Genomic DNA, 20,794 nt, shown 5'->3' with positions numbered 1-20,794 from the left:
CAACAAATATGCGCTACTCAAAACAGAGGGAACTGGTCATGCAGCAGGTGGAAGCCATGAACAACCACCCCACTGCAGAGGAAATCTATCAGAATGCACTCAAGGAGTGCCCGGGGCTGAGCCTTGGCACCGTCTACCGCAATTTAAACAGCCTGGTGGAGGCAGGCCGGGTCCGCCGGGTGCCGATTCCGGGCCAGCCGGACCGGTTTGACCACACCTTGTCGTGGCACAGCCACCTGTATTGTACCCGGTGCGGCCAGGTGACCGACCTGGACCTGGACAGTGAGGTGATGCAGCGCCTGCTGAACAGCCAGCCCGGCCGGGTGAGCGACTGCGTCCTGACCTGGATTGGCCTGTGTGAGGATTGTGCCCGGGAAGAAGAAGGAGAAAAACTCCAGGCGGCTGCGTCCCTCTGAAAGGGACGGCGTCCAGCCGCTTTTGGATGCGCCGGCCGCAGCGATGCGGCCGCTGCTGTTTCCGGCCCGGCCAGGCGAAGGGCCGGCCGGAAAACTTTTTCAGGGCGCTTTGGGTCCGGCGTGAAATTTTCCCTTGTTTCGCGGGAGAGAAACCTGTATAATAGACAGGATGAAGGACGGGCCCCAGGCCCAAAAAACAAGGAACCCGACGGCTTTGGCCGTCCGGGATGAAGGATGGTAGATTGTTGGAATACATCACTTATGAACACAACGCGGAGGCGGCCGGCGTCATCAGCCGGTTTTATGAGACGCCGCCGCTGGCTTATGTCCACAGCTATGGCTGCCAGCAGAACGTCAATGACGGCGAACGGATCAAGGGCGTGCTGGTGGATATCGGCTATGGCCTGTGTGATAAACCCGAGGATGCCGACCTGATTCTGTTCAACACCTGCGCCGTGCGGGAGCACGCAGAACAGCGGGTATTCGGCAATGTGGGCGCCCTCAAGGGCCTGAAAGAGAAAAAGCCCGGCCTGATGATCGGCTTGTGCGGCTGCATGGCCAACCAGAAACATGTGGTGGAGAAACTCCGCCAGAGCTATCCCTATGTGGATCTGGTGTTCGGCGTGGATGGCATCGACACCCTGCCCGAGCTCATTGTCCGCAAACTGGAAAAGCACAAGCGGATTCTGCTGGAGCCGGCCCAGCGCCCGGTGATCGTGGAGAACCTGCCCATCCGGCGGGAGAGCGAGTTCCGGGCCTGGCTGCCCATCATGTATGGCTGCGACAACTTCTGCACCTACTGCATCGTGCCCTACGTCCGCGGCCGGGAAAAGAGCCGCCGCCCGGCGGATATCCTGGCGGAGTTCCGGGGCCTGGTGGAGGCCGGCTACAAGGAGATCACCCTCCTGGGCCAGAACGTCAACAGCTATGGCAAGGGCCTGGAGGAATCCATCGACTTTGCCGACCTGCTCAACCTGTTGTGCAGCGTGCCGGGGGATTATCACATCCGGTTTATGACCAGCCACCCCAAGGACGCCAGCCGCAAGCTGATTGATACCATCGCGGCCCAGCCCCACCTGTGCAAACACCTGCACCTGCCGGTGCAGTGCGGGTCGGACCGGCTGCTGGCCAAGATGAACCGTCACTATACCGTGGAGCACTACCTGGATCTGATCGAGTATGCCCGGGCCCGGGTGCCCGGCATCACCTTCTCCAGCGATATCATTGTGGGCTTCCCCGGGGAAACCGAGGAGGACTTCCAGGGTACGCTGGATCTGGTCCGCAAGGTGGGCTACATGCAGCTGTTCACCTTCATCTATTCCAAGCGGGAGGGTACGCCGGCGGCCACTTACCCCGACGACACCCCCCGGCAGGAAAAGACCGACCGGATGGCCCGGCTGCTGGCGGTACAGGATGAGATCGCCATGGGCCTGGTCAAGGCCCAGGTGGGCCAGACCGTCCGAGTTCTGGTGGAAGGGTATGGCCGGCTGGAGGGCACTCTGTCGGGCCGCCTGGACAACAACCTGACGGTGGAATTTGCCGCAGAAGATTCCATGATGGGGCAGTATGCCATGGTGCACCTGACCGGGGCCCGGGCCACCGTCCTGCTGGGCGAATGGGTCCAGTGATTTCGGGACAAGATACAACCACAAGACTGACAAAATAAAAGGAGAATATTTACAATGGATTGCATTGATCTTTTCAAGCGCGCCGCCATGGCGCTTCAGACCGACAGCCGCTACCTGGCCCTGGACAAGGCCCGCAAGATGAACGACGGCGATGAGGAGCTCCAAAACATGATCGGGGAGTTCAACCTGGCCCGGATGGACCTGAACAACGAGATCAGCAAGCCCGAGCGGAACGACGCCCGGGTGGCCGAGCTGAACGAGAAGGTGAACACCCTCTACAGCAAGATCATGAACGACGAGGGCATGCTGGCCTACAACGACGCCAAGCGGGAGTGCGAAGCCCTCGTGAATTATATCGACGCCATCATCAACACCGCGATGAATGGCGGCGACCCGATGACCGTGCAGGAGCCCACCAGTTCCTGCTCTGGCAGCTGCTCCACCTGCGGCGGCTGCGGCTGAGTCCGGTGATCAACGCGGCTGTGCATCTGCAGAGCCGCGTTTCCTTGTCTCAATGGTTACCGGGAACAAACCGGACGGAGGGATGCGGGACGCATCCGGGGAAAGAAGGGGAATGCCATGGCGGATCTGTCGCCCATGATGAAACAATATCTGGATATCAAAAAACAGCATAAGGATGAGATCCTCTTTTATCGCATCGGCGATTTCTATGAGATGTTCTACGACGACGCCATCACGGCTTCCCGGGAGCTGGATCTGACCCTTACCGGCAAGCAGTGCGGCCAGAAGGAGCGTGCCCCCATGTGCGGCGTGCCCTTCCACAGCTATGAGACCTATATGGCCCGGCTGATTGCCAAGGGCTATAAGGTGGCCATCTGCGAACAGGTGGAGGACCCGGCCACCGCCAAGGGCCTGGTCAAGCGGGATATCGTCCGCGTGGTGACGCCGGGCACCGTCATCGAGAGCAGCATGCTGCAGGATGACCGCAACAACTACATTGCCAGCCTCTACCTGAAAGGGGAGCAGGCGGGCGTCTGCTTTGCGGATGTCTCCACCGGCACAGCCCATGTCACCGAACTGTCCAGCAACAAGCTGGGGCTGGCGGTCATTGCGGAGCTGTGCCGCTATCATCCCAGTGAGGTGCTGATGAACGAGGGCGTTCTCGCCAATCGGGAAATCACCAACTACATCAAAAAGTATCTCAACTGTGCGGTGGAACTGATGGAGGATGAGCGGTACGCTCCCGGCCTCATCGAGTCCACCCTGACCGAACAGTTTGGCCGGGACTGGGCCGACACCACTGAGATCGGCGCCAACGGCCTGGTGAAATACGCCATGGGCGGACTGCTGCAGTACCTGCACGACACCCAGATTAAGGGCGTCGGCCGCCTCAAGACGGTGATCCGCTACACCGAGGCCCAGTACATGCACCTGTCCAACGTGACCCGCTCCAATCTGGAGCTCACCGAGACCATGCGGGGCCGGGAGAAGCGGGGGACCCTGCTGTGGGTTCTGGATCAGACTTCCACCGCCATGGGCAAGCGTCTGCTGCGCAGCTGGCTGGAACAGCCGCTGGTGTCCAGCGCCATCATCAACCACCGCCTCAACGCGGTGGAATGCCTGGTAAAACAGACCATGGCCCGGGGCGAGCTGTCCGAGACCCTGCGCTATATCACCGATATTGAGCGCCTGATGACCCGGACGGTGTATGGCTCCGCCACCCCCAAGGAAATCTACTCTATGGCCCAGACCTTTGACCGTCTGCCCGAGCTGAAAAAGCTGGCAGGGGACTGCAGCTGCGAGGAGCTGAAAACTCTGGCCGGAGAAATGGACCCCCTGGAGGACATCAAGGCCCGCATTTATGCGGCCATCGACCCGGAAGCCCCCTCCACCCTCAAGGATGGCGGCGTCATTGCTGCGGGCTACAACGACGAAGTGGATGAACTGCGGTCCATCCGGGAGAACACCAAGGGGATTCTGGCTCAGCTGGAAGCCCGCCTGCGGCAGGAATCCGGTATTCCCAAGCTGAAAATCGGCTTCAACCATGTGTTTGGCTATTACATCGAGGTCAGCAACAGCTACAAAAACATGGTTCCCGACAACTATACCCGCAAGCAGACCCTGACCAACGGTGAGCGCTATATTACCCCCGAGCTGAAAGAACTGGAAAACAAGATTCTGGGCGCGCACGAGCGGCTCATCAGCCTGGAACATCGGCTGTTTGCAGACCTGCTGGAAGGCATCGGCCGGGAGCTGGACCGGATTCAGCGGACCGCCCGGGCGGTGGCTGAGCTGGACGTCTATGTCTCGCTGGCTACCGTGGCGGCAGACAACAACTATTGCCGCCCCATCGTGGATGACAGCGACCAGCTAGTGATCCGGGAGGGTCGCCACCCGGTGGTGGAACAGGTCCTCAAGGGGAGCCTTTTTGTCCCCAACGATACCCAGCTGGACTGCGGTGAAAACCGCTGCCTCATCATCACCGGCCCCAATATGGCGGGCAAATCCACCTATATGCGCCAAAATGCCCTGATTGCCCTGATGGCCCAGATCGGCTCGTTCGTCCCAGCCAAAGAGTGTCATGTGGGCATTGTGGATGCGGTGTACACCCGTGTCGGGGCCTCGGATGACCTGGCCGCCGGTCAGTCCACCTTTATGGTGGAGATGACCGAGGTGGCCGAAATCCTCAAAAATGCCACCCGGCGCAGCCTGGTGATTCTGGATGAGATCGGCCGCGGCACCTCCACCTTTGACGGCATGAGCATTGCCCGGGCGGTGGTGGAGCACATCTCCGACCCCAAAACCGGCTTGGGCTGCAAGACCCTGTTTGCCACCCATTACCACGAGCTGACCGACCTGGAAGGCAGCGTGGAGGGCATCAAGAACTACAACATTGCAGTCAAAAAGCGGGGCGAGGACATCACTTTCCTCCGCCGGATTGTCCGGGGGCCGGCCGATGACAGTTACGGCATCGAGGTGGCCAAACTGGCCGGCCTGCCGGGCAGCGTCACCCGCCGCGCCCATGAAGTTCTGCGCAAACTGGAGGCCGCTGCCCCCAAGAACAATGTGGAGCAGATGGACTTCGGCACGCTGGAGGAGTATCAGTCTCCTGCGGTGCCCAGCGAACTGGTGGACAAGCTGGAGGCGCTGGACCTGGAGACTCTGACCCCCATTGAGGCCCTCAATTTCCTCTATGAGCTGAAAAAGACCCTCAAGGGCAGCATTTCCGGCTGAATTTAGAAACAACGAAAGGAGGGTGTCTGCATGGCAGTCATCCATGTGCTGGATAAACATACCGCCGAGTTGATTGCGGCGGGCGAAGTGGTGGAGCGGCCTGCGTCGGTTGTCAAGGAGCTGCTGGAAAACTCCATCGATGCGGGCGCCACTCAAATTACAGTGTCCATTGAGTCGGGCGGTGTCAAGCTGATCGAAGTCAGCGACAACGGCAGCGGCATCGAGCCGGCCTATATTTCCACGGCCTTCATCCGCCACGCCACCAGCAAGATTGCGGTGGAGGCGGACCTGAATTCCATTCACACCCTGGGCTTCCGCGGGGAGGCGTTGGCCTCCATCGCCAGTGTGGCCAAGGTGGAACTGCTGACCCGTACCGAGGACAGCGAGTTCGCCTCCCTCTACCGCAACGAGGGCGGGGAAGAGGGCCCCTGTGAACCGGCAGCCCGGGCGGTGGGCACCACCATCCGGGTGCGGGACCTTTTCTACAACACCCCCGCCCGCATGAAGTTCCTGAAAAAGGACTCCAGCGAGGGCACCTTTGTGTCCGACGTGGTGACCCGGCTGGCCCTCAGCCACCCGGAGGTCAGCTTCAAATTTGTGCGGGAAGGCAAAACCCAGTACGTCACCCCCGGGGACGGGGATCTGCGGGGCGCAGCCTATGCGGTGCTGGGCAGGGAGTTCAGCAGGGACCTGATCGAAGTGAACGACGAGAGCAAACTGTACCGGATTCACGGCCTCATCACTCCGCCCAAGAGCTGCCGCGCCAGCCGCAGCATGCAATATTTCTACATCAACGGCCGCTATGTGCGCAACCGCACCATGATGGCCGGCATGGAGACTGCCTTCAAGGGCACCACCATGCAGGGAAAATTCCCGGGCGGTTTGCTGATGCTGGAGATGCCGGCGGATCTGGTGGACGTCAACGTCCACCCTGCCAAGACCGAAGTCCGCTTTGCCCGGGAGAACGATGTCTTTGATGTGGTTTACCACGCCGTCAAGCTGGCGCTGGCCACTCCGGGCAGCGGAGAACGCCGTTTTGTCTTTGATTCGCCCAAAGAGACCTTTGAAGCGTCCGATTCCGACAGTGCAAAGACGACCGGAAAAGCAAACGATAATAAGACGGAAAAATCTGTAAAGCAAGATAACTTTACAGGACTTTCTGCGGTCATTCCGGGGCAATCGGAGCCCGGCGTGCCCAAATCGGCGACAAAACCAGCCTCCGAACCGGATGAACCGGAGATCCAATCCGAGCCCCTCCAGCCCAAACGGCACTGGTGGGGGATCGAGGAACCCATCCCCAAAGTAATGGAGCTTCGCAGCCCCGAGCCGGCCCGTCCCAAACAGACGTTCCGCCCTGCTGAGCAGGAATCCAAGCTGGATATCAGCCTGGAAGAGCCGGAGGAATGGACCCCCGGCGACCCGTTTGAAAAAGCGGATGCGTCCGCAAAACCGGTGTTCAATCCCTTGCCGGAACCTGAGCCCGCTCAGCCGGAGCAGCAGGCCATGGAAGCTCCCGAGACAGAGCTGGAGGAAACATCCGTCCAGCCGGAACAGACGGTGCTCCCGGGGGCAGATGCCCCTATCCCGCTGTCCTATGTGGGTGAGGCCTTCCAAACCTACATCATCGCCCAGCGTGGGGAAGAACTCTGCTTGATTGACAAGCACGCAGCCCATGAGCGCCAGATTTATGAGAAGCTGGCGGCCAGCTATGGCGACGTGCCCAGCCAGCTGCTGCTGGCGCCGCTGGTGATCACCCTCTCGGCGGAGGAGAAGCAGGCCCTGATGGGGAACATCCCCCTGCTGGAAAACGTGGGCATCGAAGTAGGGGACTTTGGCGGCAACACCGTTTTGCTGCGGGCCGTCCCCTGCGACGTGGAGCAGGACGACCTGGAAGATATGCTGGTGGAAATTGCAGACAAGCTGGCCCGGGGCAGCCGCGACGCGCTGAGCGAGCGGACCGAATGGGTTCTCCACTCGGTGTCCTGCCGCGCCGCCATCAAGGCCGGGGACCGCACCTCTCCCGAGGAGCTGATGGCCCTGGCTGAGAAAATCCTCTCGGGCGAAGTGCCGCCTTTCTGCCCCCATGGCCGTCCCTGCGTCCTCAAGCTGACCCGAAAGGAGCTGGAAAAGCAGTTTGGCAGAATCGAATGAAAAGCGCCCGGTGATGGCGGTGGTGGGGCCCACGGCCACCGGCAAGACCGCCCTGGGCGTAGAACTGGCCCTCCGGTTTGGGGGCGAGATCATCAGCGCTGACTCCATGCAGATTTACAAGGGGCTGGATGTGGGCACCGCCAAGGTGACCCCGGAGGAAACCCGCGGCGTGCCGCACCACTGTGTGGATATCCTGTCCCCGGAGACGGCCTTCAGCGTGGCTGATTTTACGGCCCTGGCCGGCGGCCTGGTGGAGGAAATCGACGCCCGGGGCCGCCTGCCCATTCTGGTGGGCGGGACGGGGCTTTATGTCCAGAGTTTCCTGTACGGTGTCCGCTTCACCGAGGAAAAGACCCCGGAGGGCCTGCGGGAGGCTCTGGCGGCGGAACTGGCTGCCCGGGGCCCCGAGGCCATGTATGCCGAGCTTCAGGCTGCTGACCCCGAGGCCGCAGCGGCCATCCATCCCAACAACCACCTTCGGGTGCTGCGGGCTCTGGAACATTACCGGGCCACCGGCCGCCGCCTCAGCGAGCAGAAAGCAGCCTCTCTGCCGCCGGAACGGCCCTACCGCTCTCTGGTGCTGGGGCTGGATTTTGCAGACCGGGCGGTGCTCTACCGCCGGATTGACACCCGCGTGGACCGGATGCTGGAACAGGGCCTTCTGGAAGAAGCCCGGATGGTCTATCAGAACCGGCAGACCTACCGCACCGCGGCGCAGGCCATCGGATACAAGGAATTCTTCCCTTACTTTGCGGGGGAGGCTACGCTGGAGAACTGCGCTGAGCAGCTGAAACAGTCCTCCCGCCGCTATGCAAAGCGGCAGCTGACCTGGTTCCGCCATATGGACGGGGTGGTCTGGCTGCAGGCCGACGCGCCGGACCTGATTGACCAGGCGGCAGACTTGGCCGCCGCATTTCTCAAAGAGGGGTGATGCTGGATGAGAAAGGATTCGGAAACCGCTTCCCCCAAAAACTGGCTCACCATTCTGGGCGGAATTGTGGTGGTTCTGCTGTTCATTGCACTGTGCTATGTGGGCTATCAGATCATGCACCTGGTCAACCCGCCCAATACCTACGAAACCGTCCTGACTGCCACCGTAGAGAACAAGGTGCAGGCGGACGGCGTGCTGCTGTTTCAGGAGACCATGATTCCCGGCTGCGGGGATCTGGGCTACCTGGTGGACGACGGCGCCCGCGTCTCGGCCGGCACCGTGGTGGCGGAGGTTTACACCAGCCACGATCAGAGCACCCTGCGGGCTGAGCTGAACGATCTGAACGAACAGATTGACCTGCTGCAGCGGGCCGAGAACGTGTCCGCCACCCAGGTGGACACCATGATCCAGGAGCGCACCACCGCCCTCTACGACCTGATGGACGCAGTGGACCGGGGCGAACTGGAAGACCTGGACGACGGCAAAGAGGACTATCTCCTGGCCCAGAACAAGATTCTGGTGGTGACGGGGGAGGCGTCGGGCTTCGCGGCCCAGATTGCCGCTTTGCAGGCTGAGGCCGATCAGATTCGGAGCCGGCTGGGCTCGCCCGCCCAGATCACCGCGCCCCTGACCGGTTACTTTGTCCGCTGCGCCAATGCCCGTCAGCTGAGCCAGTCCTCCGACGCCATTCTGGCAATGGATGCGGCCACCCTCAAGGCCTATCTGGACGGCGGCGCAGACGCCCCCCTGGCGGGATGTGCCGGCAAGATGGTATCGGGGTTCAGCTGGACCTACTGCGGCGTCTGCGACGCCAAAGAGGCCCAGAAACTCCTGCGGGCCGACGGCACCCCTCTGACCAAGACGGTGAAGATTCGTTTCCCCGGCCAGACCAACCAGGCTCTGGAAGGCAAACTGACCGAGGTGACCATCGACGAGGCGTCGGGCCTGGCCCGCTTTGTCCTGACCTGTGATTCCATCACCGCGGACGTGCTGCGGCTGGGTCAGGCTTCGGCGGAGATCATTGTCAATGAGACCACCGGCCTGCGGGTGCCTGCGGCATCGGTCCACTATGTCCTCGAGACCGGGGAGGCCGCACCGGAGGCAGACAGCGCCGCCTCGGGAACCGTTCCGGCAGGGGAAAACTACATCCCCGGCGTCTACGTCAAGTTTGGCAACCTGGCCCGTTTCTGCCGGATTGACCCGGTGGACAACGAACACCCCCTGGTCACCGACGGCGACTACATCATTGTGTCTCCCAAGGGGACGGAGGGGTCGGTCAGCGAAGTGCGCCTGTACGACCAGGTGATTGTGGAGGGCCAGAACCTCTACGACGGCAAACTGCTGTCCTGATTTGGGCCCGTTCCGGACGGGCTGGCGGCGGTTTGGGAATCTGTACCAGATTTATGCTGCGATTACTTGACATCCGGAACAAAAAAACAGATAATATAAAAAGCTATTCTTTTTTGTCTGTCCCGCTGTGCAGGACAGCGGCGTCTTTCATAGCGAATGGCATCTGCATGGCAGATGAAAGGAGCGGTATCGATGTCTTTTATGGAAAATATCAAAAAAGGACTCTTCGGCGAGGATGACGGCTACGACGATCAGTACATTGACGACGGCCCTCAGATGGTGAACAACAACAGCGGCTTCGGCGTGTCGGATTCCTACGATGATGACAGCAGCGAGAGCACCAAGAGCAGCAACCGCGTGGTCAACATCAATGCCACCACCCAGCTCAAGGTGGTTCTGGTCAAGCCCGAGCGCTTTGAGGATGCGAGCACCATCGCAGACCACCTCAACAACAAGCGCACCGTCGTGCTGAACCTGGAGTCCACCAATAAAGAGGTCTCGCGCCGCCTGGTGGATTTCCTGTCCGGCGTGGCCTACGCCAACAACGGTCAGATCAAGCGGGTGGCCAACAGCACCTTTATCATCACGCCCTATAACGTCGACATTATGGGCGATCTGCTGGACGAGCTGGAGAGCAATGGCGCGTTCTATTGATGATTCCGGCGCCCGGAATCCGGTCCGCGGATTTATTCCGCCCCAGAACGACAAAGAGCGTTTTCTGATGCGCCACATCGAGGACCTGGCCCGCACGGCCGAGGCCCGCGGCATCCCCAAGTATTCTTCGTTCCTCAGTGACAGGGAACAGGTGCTGGCCAAAGCCGCCTTATCCAAGGCGGGCTGCAGCTGCTGGCGGCTGGACGGGGGACACCCCGACGCCGAGCGGCAGCTGGTTGCCATCGAGCCGGAGGACAGCTGGACCGACAGTCCGCTGATCTGTGTCCGGCTGGAGTGCAGGGCAGCCCCCGGGGCAGACCTGCCGGCCCACAAAGACTATTTGGGCAGCTTGATGGGCCTTGCTCTGAAGCGGGAAGCGCTGGGGGACATCGTCCTCCCGCCGGATACTCCCGGCACAGCCTATGTGTTTGCGCTGGAGCCGGCGGCCCGTCTGATCTGCGAGGAACTGTGCCAGGTGGGCCGCGCCGAGGTCAGCTGTACGTTGCAGCCTCTGGACGAGCTGCCCGACCTGTCGCCGGGCGAGCGGGTTGTGCGGACGGCGGCGGTGTCCTCCCTGCGGCTGGATGCCGTGCTGGCGGCGATGCTGCACTGCAGCCGCGGCGCTGCGGCCGCATTGATCGAGGCGGGCAGGGTGGAGATCAACCATCTGCCCACCGAAAATGTTCACGCCCCAGTATATGAAGGGGATATTTTTACCGTTCGGGGCAAGGGGCGCTTTGCTCTGACCGGGCTCCCGGGCAAAACAAGGAAGGACCGCCAGATTGTTGCGTTCTTCCAGTATTAGTAGTAGAATAACAGGAGGAAATCAGTTATGCTGACACCGCAGGACGTGCATTCTGTCCAGTTTGAAAAGGGCTTCCGCGGCTATCGGATCGAAGAGGTGGACCAGTTCCTGGACAGAATCGAGGAGCAGCTCAAGAGCAATGCCAGTGAGTTGGAGCGTCTGCAGCAGCAGATTCAGCAGCTGCAGAGCGAAAACCAGCGCCTGGCCAAGGAGACCGAGGATTACCGCGCCGACGGTGAGATCATGAAGTCCGCCCTTATCAATGCCCAGCGGATCGGCGAGAACGTCATCCGCGAGGCCAACCAGAAGGCGGAGGAGATCATCCACAAGGCCAACATCCGCAGCGACGACATCATCCGTGATGCCAATGACCTGCTGCAGAAGGCCACCGACCGCGCCGACGAGATCGTCCGCGAGGCCAGTGACCAGCGGATGATGGAGGAGCGGGAGTATGAGCGGGTTCGCCTGGAAGTCACCCGCTTCAAGGCGGACGTGCTGAACCTCTACCGCAGCCACGTGGAGTCCCTGAGCCGCCTGCCCGAGTACACCCCCGACACCCCGGTGGAAGCCGCTCCGGATACGGCTGCCGCAGACGCCGTCGCCGATGTGCTGGACGCTGACGCCGCCGAGGCCGAGGTGGATACCCAGGACGCCGACCAGAACGAGGACTTCTGGGACAAGGACGAGAGCGAGCTGAAAACCCCTGAGCAGAAGCGCCCCGCCGAAGTGGATTATTCCGCATTTCAGGGCGTCCAGTTCAGCAAATAACCGTACATCCCCGCGCGGTTTTCCGCGTGATGCAGCAGGGCAGGGGCGTTGAGCGCCTGTCCCTGCTTTTCCCATGTGCCGGGTCAGCCGGCACAGCCGCGCCCTGAGCGCATTGAATGAAAGATTATTGAGGAGTGTGGAACCAGTGCCTAAGACAAAATCCCAATACGACAGCACCTTGCATCTGCCCAAGACCCTGTTTGAAATGCGTGCCGGCCTTCCCAAGAAGGAGCCCGCCATGCTGGAGGACTGGAACAAGAACGATCTGTACAATGAGCTGATGAAGCACAACGAGGGCAAGCCCACCTTTGTGCTCCACGACGGCCCTCCGTACGCCAACGGCAACATTCACATGGGCACCGCCCTGAATAAGATCATCAAGGATATCATCATCCGCGAGAAGAACATGGACGGCTACAAGGCCCCCTATATCCCCGGTTTTGATACCCACGGCCTGCCCATCGAGCTGAAGGCTCTGGCATCGGTCGGCGACAAGAAGAAGGACATCTCCAAGCTGGGCCTGCGCCAGATCTGCGAGAAGTTCGCCACCGAGCATATCGACATCATGAGCGACCAGTTCAAGCGTCTGGGCGTTATTGGCGATTTTGAGCACCCCTACCTCACCCTGAAGCCCGAGTTTGAGGCCCGCCAGATCGAGATCTTCGGCGAGATGGCCAAGAAGGGCTATATCTACAAAGGCCTGAAGCCGGTTTACTGGTGCCCCGAGTGCCGCACCGCTCTGGCCGAGGCTGAAATCGAGTACGGCGAGGACGATTGCGATTCCATCTTCGTCCGGTTCCATGTCACCCAGGACCCCAACGGCGTGCTGGCCAAGTACGGCATCCCCATGGACAAGACCTGGTTCGTGATCTGGACCACCACCACCTGGACCCTGCCCGCCAACGAGGCCATCTGCCTGAACGGCGCTTTGGAGTACTCCTTCGTCAAGTTCAACGGTGAGTACCACATCATGGCCACCGACCTGATCGAGAGCGTCATGAAGGCCTGCAACATTACCGAGTATGAGGTGGTGGGCCAGCCGGTTCTGGGCTCCGAGTTCGAGCTGATGCGCTATCAGCACGTTTACCTGCCCAAGGAGGGCACCGTAATCCTGGGCGATCATGTCACTCTGGAGAGCGGCTCTGGCTGTGTTCACACCGCCGGCGGCCACGGCGTGGACGACTTCAACGTCAGCCAGAAGTACAATGTGCCCATCACCGTTCCTGTGGACGACGGCGGCTACCTGACCGAGCTGGCCGGCAAGTACGCAGGCCAGAAGGTCTGGGCTTCCAACAAGACCATCCTGGCAGACCTGACCGCTTCCGGCGCTGTGCTGGGCCAGGTCCACATCAAGCACCAGTATCCTCACTGCTGGCGCTGCCATAACCCCATCATCTTCCGCGCCACCGAGCAGTGGTTCTGCTCCATCGACGCCTTCAAGGAGGATGTCTACCAGGCCATCGACGGCGTCCAGTGGATGCCGGAGTGGGGCCATGACCGTATGTACGGCATGGTGCGCGACCGCAGCGACTGGTGCATCAGCCGTCAGCGTACCTGGGGCGTGCCCATTCCTGCCTTCTACTGCAAGAAGTGCGGCAAGTACCACATCACCGACGCCACCATCAAGGCCGTCAGCGACCTGTTCCGCAAGGAGGGCTCGGACGCCTGGTACAAGTATGAGGCCGAAGAGATCATCCCCGCAGGGGAGGTCTGTGAGAACTGCGGCGGCACCGAGTGGACCAAGGACACCGACATCATGGACGTGTGGTTCGACTCCGGTTCCACCCACCGCGCCGTTCTGGAGGAGCGCTCCGAGCTGCACTTCCCGGCTGACCTCTATATGGAGGGCGCCGACCAGTTCCGCGGCTGGTTCCAGTCCAGCCTGCTGACCAGCGTCGCCAGCCGCGGCGTTGCTCCCTACAAGGCTGTTCTGTGCCACGGCTGGGTCGTGGACGAGCAGGGCAAGCAGATGCACAAGAGCGCCGGCAACGGCGTGGAGCCCGCCGAGATCATCAAGGATTACGGCGCCGATATCATCCGTCTGTGGGTCGCTTCCTCCGACTACACCGTGGACGTCCGCGCCGGCAAGAACATCTTCAAGCAGCTGAGCGAGGCCTACCGCAAGATCCGCAACACCGCCCGCTTCATCCTGGGCAACCTGGACGGCTTTGATCCCAACACCGATATGCTGCCGGTGGATCAGCTGCAGGAGATCGACCGCTGGGCTCTGGCTGCTCTGGACGACCTGCTGCAGGAGACCGATGCAGGCTATGCAGCCTACAACTTCAACAAGGTCTACCACGCTGTCTACAACTTCTGCGTTGTGGCCATGTCCAACTTCTACCTGGATGTCACCAAGGACCGTCTGTACTGCACCAATGGCGCAGCCCGTCAGGCTGCCCAGACCGCCATGTACAAGATCCTGGTGGCCCTGGACAAGATCATCGCTCCCATCCTGTGCTTCACCAGCCAGGAGATCTGGGACTTCATGCCCAAGATGGAGGGCATGAACCGCTATGTGGTCTTTGAGGATATGCCGCACGCCGGCCAGTATGCCGCCGATGAGGCCTTCAAGGCCAAGTGGGCCAAGCTGATCGCCGTCCGCGACGAGGTGAAGAAGTCCCTGGAGATCGCCCGCAACGACAAGAAGATTGGCGCTTCTTTGGAAGCTACCGTCACCCTGTACTGCAGCGATGAGCTGTACGACCTGCTGAACAGCGTTCCCATGGACGAGCTGGCCGACCTGATGATCGTCTCCCGCGTGGAGCTGGTCAAGGGCGAGGGCGGCAATGCCTCCGCTCTGGAGGGCCTGGGCGTCACCACCGAGCACGCTGTGGGCGACAAGTGCGAGCGCTGCTGGAAGTACACTGCCGACATTGGCACCCATCCGGCTCATCCCACCCTGTGCGCACGCTGCGCCAGCGTCATCGAGGGCTGATGGCCTGATCCCCGTTTTTTGTGAAAAATAGAAGAGCGGCGTTCCCTCTGGTTTGTCTTGGGGAGCGCCGTTCTTTGCAAACGCCGTCTTTGAAAGAAACTGTCAGGGCGGGGCCCGCCGCATGAATGCTGCGGGCCCTGGCTCTCTCACAGGAGTCGTTTTATGTTTGTGTTCCTGAATCTCGTCTGCATCGCGGCCCTGGTGGGCATCGATCAGGCGATCAAGCTCTGGGCCGTCCACTCGCTGCAGCAGGTTGGCTCGATGCCCCTGATCCCTCATGTGATCGAGCTGCGCTTTGTCTACAATGAGGGCATGTCCTTCAGCCTCCTCAGCGGCAAACAGGGCTTTCTGATTGCCGCTACCAGCATCGGCCTGCTGGCCATCGCCTGGTGGCTGTTCACCCGCTGCCGCAACGACCAGCTGCAGCGCTGGGCCTGGATTCTGGTTCTGGGCGGCGGCATCGGCAACCTGATCGACCGCATCGCCGAGGGCCGCGTGGTGGACTATCTCAACCTGCTGTTTATGGATTTCGCCATCTTCAACTTCGCCGATATCTGCATCTGTGTGGGTATGGGCCTGTGGATTCTGGCGGTGATCCTTGAGGAGCGCCGTCATCCGAAAGGAAAAGAATAAGCCATGGAACAGCGAGAGTTTTCGGTAGAGGCAGAGGACGCGGGCCAGCGGATTGACCGCTTTCTTGCAGGAGAGGACACCGGCCTGTCCCGCAGCGCCCTGCAAAACCTGATGGCGGACGGCCATGTCCTGGCCAACGGCCGCCCTGCGGCCAAAAACCTCAAGCTCAAGGCAGGGGATACCATTCTGGTGGAGATCCCGGACGCGACGCCCATTGCCGCCGTGCCCCAGGATATCCCCCTGAACGTGGTCTATGAGGACGCCCACCTGCTGGTGGTAAACAAACCCAAGGGGATGGTGGTGCATCCCGCGCCCGGCAACCCGGACGGAACCCTGGTCAACGCCCTGCTGTGGCATTGCCGGGGCAGCCTGTCGGGGATTGGCGGCGAGATTCGCCCCGGCATCGTTCACCGCATCGACAAGGACACCAGCGGTCTGCTGGTGGTGGCCAAGGATGACCCCACCCACATCGGCCTGTCCCGCCAGATGGCGGAACACAGTGTGGAGCGAGCCTATCAGACGGTGGTCTATGGAGGATTTGCCCAGGACGAGGGCTTTGTGGAGAGCTATCTGGGCCGGTCCAAAACCGACCGCAAAAAGATGGCGGTCTGCCCCGACGGCGAGCCCCACGCCAAATATGCCTACACCGGCTGGCGGGTGCTGGAACGGCTGGGGGAGTTCACCCTGCTGGAATGCCGCCTGAAAACCGGGCGGACCCATCAGATCCGTGTGCATATGGCTTCGCTGCATCACCCGGTGGCAGGGGACCCGGTCTACGGCCCCCGGAACTGCATCACCAGCCTCCATGGACAGTGCCTCCACGCCAAGACCCTGGGTTTTGTGCACCCGGCGACGGGGGAGTGGATGTCCTTTGACAGCGAACTGCCCGATTATTTCACCCATTTTCTGGCTTCCTTAAGGAGGGGACGGACATGAGACAGCCGCTGGAATCCACGCTGGTCCTCTGCGACCTGGACGCCCTGATGCTGGGGCCGGACGGCAACCTGACCCAGGTGCTGCGGGATGTCCTGCAGCTGTTCACGGCCCGGGGCGGCCGCCTGACCGTGTTCTCCCAAAAGACCCCCAAGGCGGTCCGCACCATTCTGGGCAGCGTGTCTCTGGCGGCGCCTGCGATGCTGTGCGGCGGCACCCTGGTGTACAGCTTTGCCGCAGGCACCGGCCAGGCCATGAGCAGCTTCGAAATGCTGGGGGATGCGTTTCTCTCCCAGCTGCCCTCAGTGCCCGGCGTCGGCGTGGCCCTTCAGATGAAGGACGGTGTCACCCGGGTCTGCCGGATGAGTCATGCGCTGGAACGCCATCTCCGCCGGGAGTGGACCCCGTATCTGCTCACCACGCCGGGCGGGGTGAACAGCGCCGACGTGCTGCGGATTCTGCTGTATCAGGACGCCAAGGTCATCCCGACCCTGCAGGCCTTTGAGAAGGCCGTGGAGGAGGCCGGCGTGCCAGTCCGTCAGGAGCGGCTGGCCATCGACTGCCTGGCCCTGACCCCCGACGCCATGAGCGTGGGGGCGGCCTTCAGCGCGGTGTGCGCTTCTGCCCGGCTTTCCCCGGAAAATATCACCGTCCTGGCGGGCAGCGGGCCCATGGTGGACCTGATGCGTCTGGCAGGCCAGAGCGCGGCGGCCTTTGATGCGCCGGCGGAAGTCCGTCTGGCGGCAGGGCAGATCACTTATTGCCGCGCCGCTGAGGGCGCCGCCGCAGAATATCTCTACCAACTGGTGCGGAGCAGCGAGGGGCAGAGGTAAAATTCCTGTAAAAAGTTCTCCGTACTTCGTGCGGAGGGCTTTCTTTTTTGGAGAGGATACAGTACAATGAAAAGGAAACGTGTGACCAGACAGGAAATTGTCTTTCTGGCTGTATCGCTTGCGGCGTCGGCGCTCATTTTGGGGCTGGCCTTTCTGGATGCAGCACCTCTGCGCCCTGTGGAGGAGGATGGGAACACGTATGCGGCGGATACGCTGCTGGATGCCGCGCAGGTGGATTTGAACACCGCCGGCCTAGAAGCACTGTGTACTCTGCCTGGCATTGGGGAAAAGAAAGCGCAGGCCATCCTCGACGACCGCGCCGCCAACGGCCCTTATGAGCGGGTTGAGGACGTAACACGGGTAAGCGGAATTACCCAAAACACCATCCGGAACTGGACGCGGATCGCCTATGTGAGCTGACAGGCCGGACAAAAGGGGAATGAGGACAATGAAGGAAGAAAGCATTTTTATCAACCGGGAATTGAGCTGGCTGGATTTTAACCAGCGGGTTCTGGTGCTGGGCAAGGACAAAAACGTTCCTTTGGCCGAACAGCTCAAGTTCCTGGCCATTTACGGGTCCAACCTGGACGAATTTTTCATGGTTCGCGTGGGCTCGCTGCAGGAGCGGGCCAACCTCAAGGGCAAGAAGGAAAAGCCCGAGAACAAGACCAACATGACCCCCGAGGAGCAGCTGAACGCCATCATGCCCAAGACGGCGGAGCTGCAAATGGACTGCGACAAGTACTATCACAAGGCGCTGGAAGCGCTGGCCGAGCACGGCTACCGGAAGGTCAACTTTGATAAGATCACCAAGGAAGAGGAGCGGTTCTGGAAGAAATATTTCCAGAATGAGCTGTTCCCCATCCTGAGCCCCCAGATTGTGGACAACCGCCATCCCTTCCCGTTCCTGCGCAACAAGGAAATCTACCTGGGCGTGCTGCTGAAGGACAAGAAAGAAGGGGATGTGAGCCTGGGCATCATCCCCATTTCCAGCCAGATGGAGCGCCTGTGCTTCCTGAAGCGGGACGGGGAGACCCTGTTCGCCCTCACCGAGGAAATGGTCTATCACTACGTCAGCATGGTGTTTGCCAAGGAGACCATCCTGGAGAAATGCCTGTTCCGTGTGACCCGCAACGCCGACATCGACGTCAAAGAGGGCATGATGGATCACGATATCGACTACCGCGAGATCATGACCGAGCTGCTCAAGCGCCGCCGCAAGCTGGCGGCAGTCCGCCTGCAGGTGACCCCGGCTCCGGCGCCCGAGATCGTCAAGATGCTCTGCACCCGTCTGGAGCTGAACCACCGCCGGGTCTTTGACCAGAAGAGCCCGCTGGACCTGAGCTTTTTCTATAAGCTGGATGCCCGGATGGAGAACGACGGCCACGCCGAGTTGTTCTATTCGCCGGCCCGTCCCATGCTGCCGCCCCTCAATTACAGCCTGACCAATGAGGTGCAGAAGCGGGATGTGCTGCTCTATTATCCGTACCAGTCCATCCGTCCCTTCATCACCATGCTGAAGAAGGCCGCTCGGGACCCCGAGGTCATTTCCATCAAGATGACCCTTTACCGCATGGCGCGGGAGTCCCAGATTGTGCAGGCTCTGATGGACGCCGCCGAAAACGGCAAGGAAGTGGTGGCCCTGGTGGAGTTGCGGGCCCGCTTTGACGAGCAGAACAACATTGACTGGTCCAAGCAGCTGGAAGAGGCCGGATGCACGGTGGTGTACGGCTTCGAGGATTATAAGGTCCACTCCAAGCTGACCCTGATTACCCGGAAAAACGCCGACGGCTACTCCTACATCACCCAGATCGGCACCGGCAACTACAACGAAAAGACCAGTGAGCTGTACACCGACCTCTCCTTCATCACCTCCGACCCCGATATCGGCGAGGAGGCGGCAGGCGTCTTCCAGAACCTGGCGGTTCAGAAGCTGACCGAGGAGACCGATCAGATGCTGGTGGCTCCGCTGCGGTTCAAGAGCGTCCTGCTGGATGAGATGGATCGGGTCATTGAGGCGGCACGTCTGGGCCGCCCTGCGTCCATGATCCTGAAAAACAACTCCATCAGCGACCGGGATATCATCCTCAAGCTGGAGGAGGCCAGCTGTGCCGGCGTCCGCATTGATATGATTGTCCGCGGCATCTGCTGCGTCCGTGCCGGTGTGCCGGGCAAGACCGAGAATCTGCATATCCGCAGCATTGTGGGCCGCTATCTGGAACACGCCCGGATTTACAGCTTCTTTGATGGCCGGGAGACCCGGGTGTATATCGCTTCGGGCGACTTCCTGACCCGAAATACCGAGTGCCGCGTGGAAGTGGGCGTCCGGATCAAGGACCCGGTGCTGGTCAAGAAGCTGTCCGACATTCTGGAGATGCATCTGGCCGACAACGTGAACGCCCGGGAGATGCAGCCCGACGGCAGCTATCAGAAGGTCAAGCACGCCCCCGGCGAGCCCCTGGTCAACAGCCAGATGGGAATGTACGAGCTGCTGCGGGATGACTGGACCGGCGGCCGCTATGCCCACTCGAATGTGCACACCCCGGCGGAGCCGGCCGCAGTGGCAGAGACGGTGGCTGCAGAGGTTCCCGTTCAGGAGCCTGCGCCCCAGACTGCTGCTCCGGTGACTCCGGCAGAGCCCGCCGCGCCTGCAGCGCCCGCTGCACCGGCTGCTGAGCCGGTCCGTCCCGCACCCGCCGCCCAGCCTGTGGCTGAGCCGGCTCCCTGCGTGGTGGAAGCTCCCGCTCCGGTGGAGCCGTCCAAGCCCGCCGAGACCATTGTGGTGGTGAAGGAGCAGCCCCAGGAGGGTCTGTTCTCCCGTCTGCGGAAAGCCCTCTTTGGCAACAAGAACCAGTAATTTTGGCATGCACCTGCCTGTCCCTGCATACAATAGCCCCAGATGAAAAGGGGGCGTTGGGGTGCAGGCAAGGCGGATGCAGCGAAAAAAGAATCGAACCGGATTTTCATGGACAGCCCGTCGAAGGGCTGCCGGGCGGAGAAAAGGCCGCCTGACAGCTCTTTTGTGCGGGCTGCTCCTGTGTTGTGCCGCGGCGGCCGCCCTGCGGGCCTGTGCCCGGGAGGAGGCCCCGGCGGGATGCAGCCTGAAAAGCCGGGTCCCGGACCAGGACTTTGCCTTTCCTCTGGGGACAAGCGGCTGGTATGTCTCGTCGGGGTATGGCTGGCGTGTGGACCCGTTTGATGAGGAACAGGAGGATTTCCACCAGGGGGTGGATCTGGCCTGTTCTGAGGGTACGCCGGTTCTGGCTGCCATGGACGGGGTGGTCTTTGCCGCCGGGCGGAGTGCCAGCTATGGCAATTACATCCGCCTGACCCATTCCGACGGCACCGAGACCCTCTATGCCCATCTCCAATACCTCTACGCCCGGCCCGGCCAGGTGGTCAGGGCGGGGGAGGTTCTGGGCACGGCGGGGCAGACCGGGCGGGCCACCGGACCCCATCTGCATTTTGAATTGCTGTACCGGGCGGTCCGCTATGACCCGTCGGCCCTGCTGGGCCTGGAGGACGCCGTATGAGGCGGGGGGCGGTTTTTCCGCGACGG

At 61.4% G+C, this 20,794-nt stretch carries 17 protein-coding genes; all 17 read left to right on the top strand.

Annotated elements, in window-relative coordinates:
- The first annotated feature begins 8 nt into the window (after positions 1–8).
- Positions 9–416, top strand: a complete 408-nt coding sequence (locus tag B5G28_RS01765; RefSeq protein ID WP_087245834.1) for a transcriptional repressor — start codon at positions 9–11, stop codon at positions 414–416.
- 245 nt (positions 417–661) lie between these two features.
- Entirely contained in the window at positions 662–2,044 is a 1,383-nt protein-coding gene (gene miaB, locus B5G28_RS01760) for a tRNA (N6-isopentenyl adenosine(37)-C2)-methylthiotransferase MiaB (protein ID WP_087245832.1), read from the top strand.
- Between the two features lie 54 nt (positions 2,045–2,098).
- Positions 2,099–2,506: a YlbF family regulator gene (locus B5G28_RS01755; protein ID WP_087245830.1), complete on the top strand. Its 408-nt coding sequence runs from the start codon at positions 2,099–2,101 to the stop codon at positions 2,504–2,506.
- A gap of 117 nt (positions 2,507–2,623) precedes the next feature.
- Positions 2,624–5,239, top strand: coding sequence for a DNA mismatch repair protein MutS (mutS, locus tag B5G28_RS01750; protein ID WP_087245828.1), 2,616 nt, complete (start codon positions 2,624–2,626; stop codon positions 5,237–5,239).
- A gap of 30 nt (positions 5,240–5,269) precedes the next feature.
- Entirely contained in the window at positions 5,270–7,390 is a 2,121-nt protein-coding gene (gene mutL / locus B5G28_RS01745) for a DNA mismatch repair endonuclease MutL (protein WP_087245826.1), read from the top strand.
- Positions 7,374–8,321 (top strand): tRNA (adenosine(37)-N6)-dimethylallyltransferase MiaA, encoded by a 948-nt coding sequence (miaA, locus tag B5G28_RS01740; protein WP_343215534.1) that lies wholly within the window; start codon positions 7,374–7,376, stop codon positions 8,319–8,321. The genes mutL and miaA overlap by 17 nt, the downstream gene beginning before the upstream one ends.
- Positions 8,322–8,327: 6 nt before the next feature.
- The gene (locus B5G28_RS01735) at positions 8,328–9,671 is read left to right on the top strand and encodes an HlyD family efflux transporter periplasmic adaptor subunit (protein WP_087245824.1); all 1,344 of its coding nucleotides are present in this window, start codon (positions 8,328–8,330) and stop codon (positions 9,669–9,671) included.
- A gap of 192 nt (positions 9,672–9,863) precedes the next feature.
- The gene (locus B5G28_RS01730) at positions 9,864–10,325 is read left to right on the top strand and encodes a cell division protein SepF (protein ID WP_087245821.1); all 462 of its coding nucleotides are present in this window, start codon (positions 9,864–9,866) and stop codon (positions 10,323–10,325) included.
- A complete protein-coding gene (locus B5G28_RS01725) occupies positions 10,309–11,130 on the top strand; it encodes a YlmH/Sll1252 family protein (RefSeq protein ID WP_087245819.1) in 822 nt (273 codons plus the stop codon). The genes B5G28_RS01730 and B5G28_RS01725 overlap by 17 nt, the downstream gene beginning before the upstream one ends.
- Positions 11,131–11,157: 27 nt before the next feature.
- Positions 11,158–11,898, top strand: coding sequence for a DivIVA domain-containing protein (locus B5G28_RS01720; RefSeq protein WP_087245817.1), 741 nt, complete (start codon positions 11,158–11,160; stop codon positions 11,896–11,898).
- Positions 11,899–12,043: 145 nt separating this feature from the next.
- Positions 12,044–14,836, top strand: a complete 2,793-nt coding sequence (gene ileS, locus B5G28_RS01715; protein WP_087245815.1) for an isoleucine--tRNA ligase — start codon at positions 12,044–12,046, stop codon at positions 14,834–14,836.
- 162 nt (positions 14,837–14,998) lie between these two features.
- Complete coding sequence (gene lspA / locus B5G28_RS01710) at positions 14,999–15,469, top strand: signal peptidase II (protein ID WP_087245813.1); 471 nt, start codon at positions 14,999–15,001, stop codon at positions 15,467–15,469.
- A gap of 3 nt (positions 15,470–15,472) precedes the next feature.
- Entirely contained in the window at positions 15,473–16,405 is a 933-nt protein-coding gene (locus B5G28_RS01705) for an RluA family pseudouridine synthase (RefSeq protein WP_087245812.1), read from the top strand.
- Positions 16,402–17,235 (top strand): haloacid dehalogenase, encoded by an 834-nt coding sequence (locus tag B5G28_RS01700; RefSeq protein WP_087245810.1) that lies wholly within the window; start codon positions 16,402–16,404, stop codon positions 17,233–17,235. Before B5G28_RS01705 ends, B5G28_RS01700 begins: the two co-directional genes overlap by 4 nt.
- An 81-nt stretch (positions 17,236–17,316) precedes the next feature.
- The gene (locus tag B5G28_RS01695) at positions 17,317–17,655 is read left to right on the top strand and encodes a helix-hairpin-helix domain-containing protein (protein WP_242967431.1); all 339 of its coding nucleotides are present in this window, start codon (positions 17,317–17,319) and stop codon (positions 17,653–17,655) included.
- A 28-nt stretch (positions 17,656–17,683) separates the two neighbouring features.
- Entirely contained in the window at positions 17,684–20,092 is a 2,409-nt protein-coding gene (ppk1, locus tag B5G28_RS01690; RefSeq protein WP_087245806.1) for a polyphosphate kinase 1, read from the top strand.
- A gap of 163 nt (positions 20,093–20,255) precedes the next feature.
- Entirely contained in the window at positions 20,256–20,768 is a 513-nt protein-coding gene (locus B5G28_RS01685; RefSeq protein ID WP_242967430.1) for a M23 family metallopeptidase, read from the top strand.
- The last annotated feature ends 26 nt before the right edge of the window (positions 20,769–20,794 follow it).

It is taken from the genome of Faecalibacterium sp. An77, assembly GCF_002161315.1.
Classification (GTDB): domain Bacteria; phylum Bacillota; class Clostridia; order Oscillospirales; family Ruminococcaceae; genus Faecalibacterium.
This window is presented reverse-complemented; position numbering and strand designations above follow the sequence as displayed.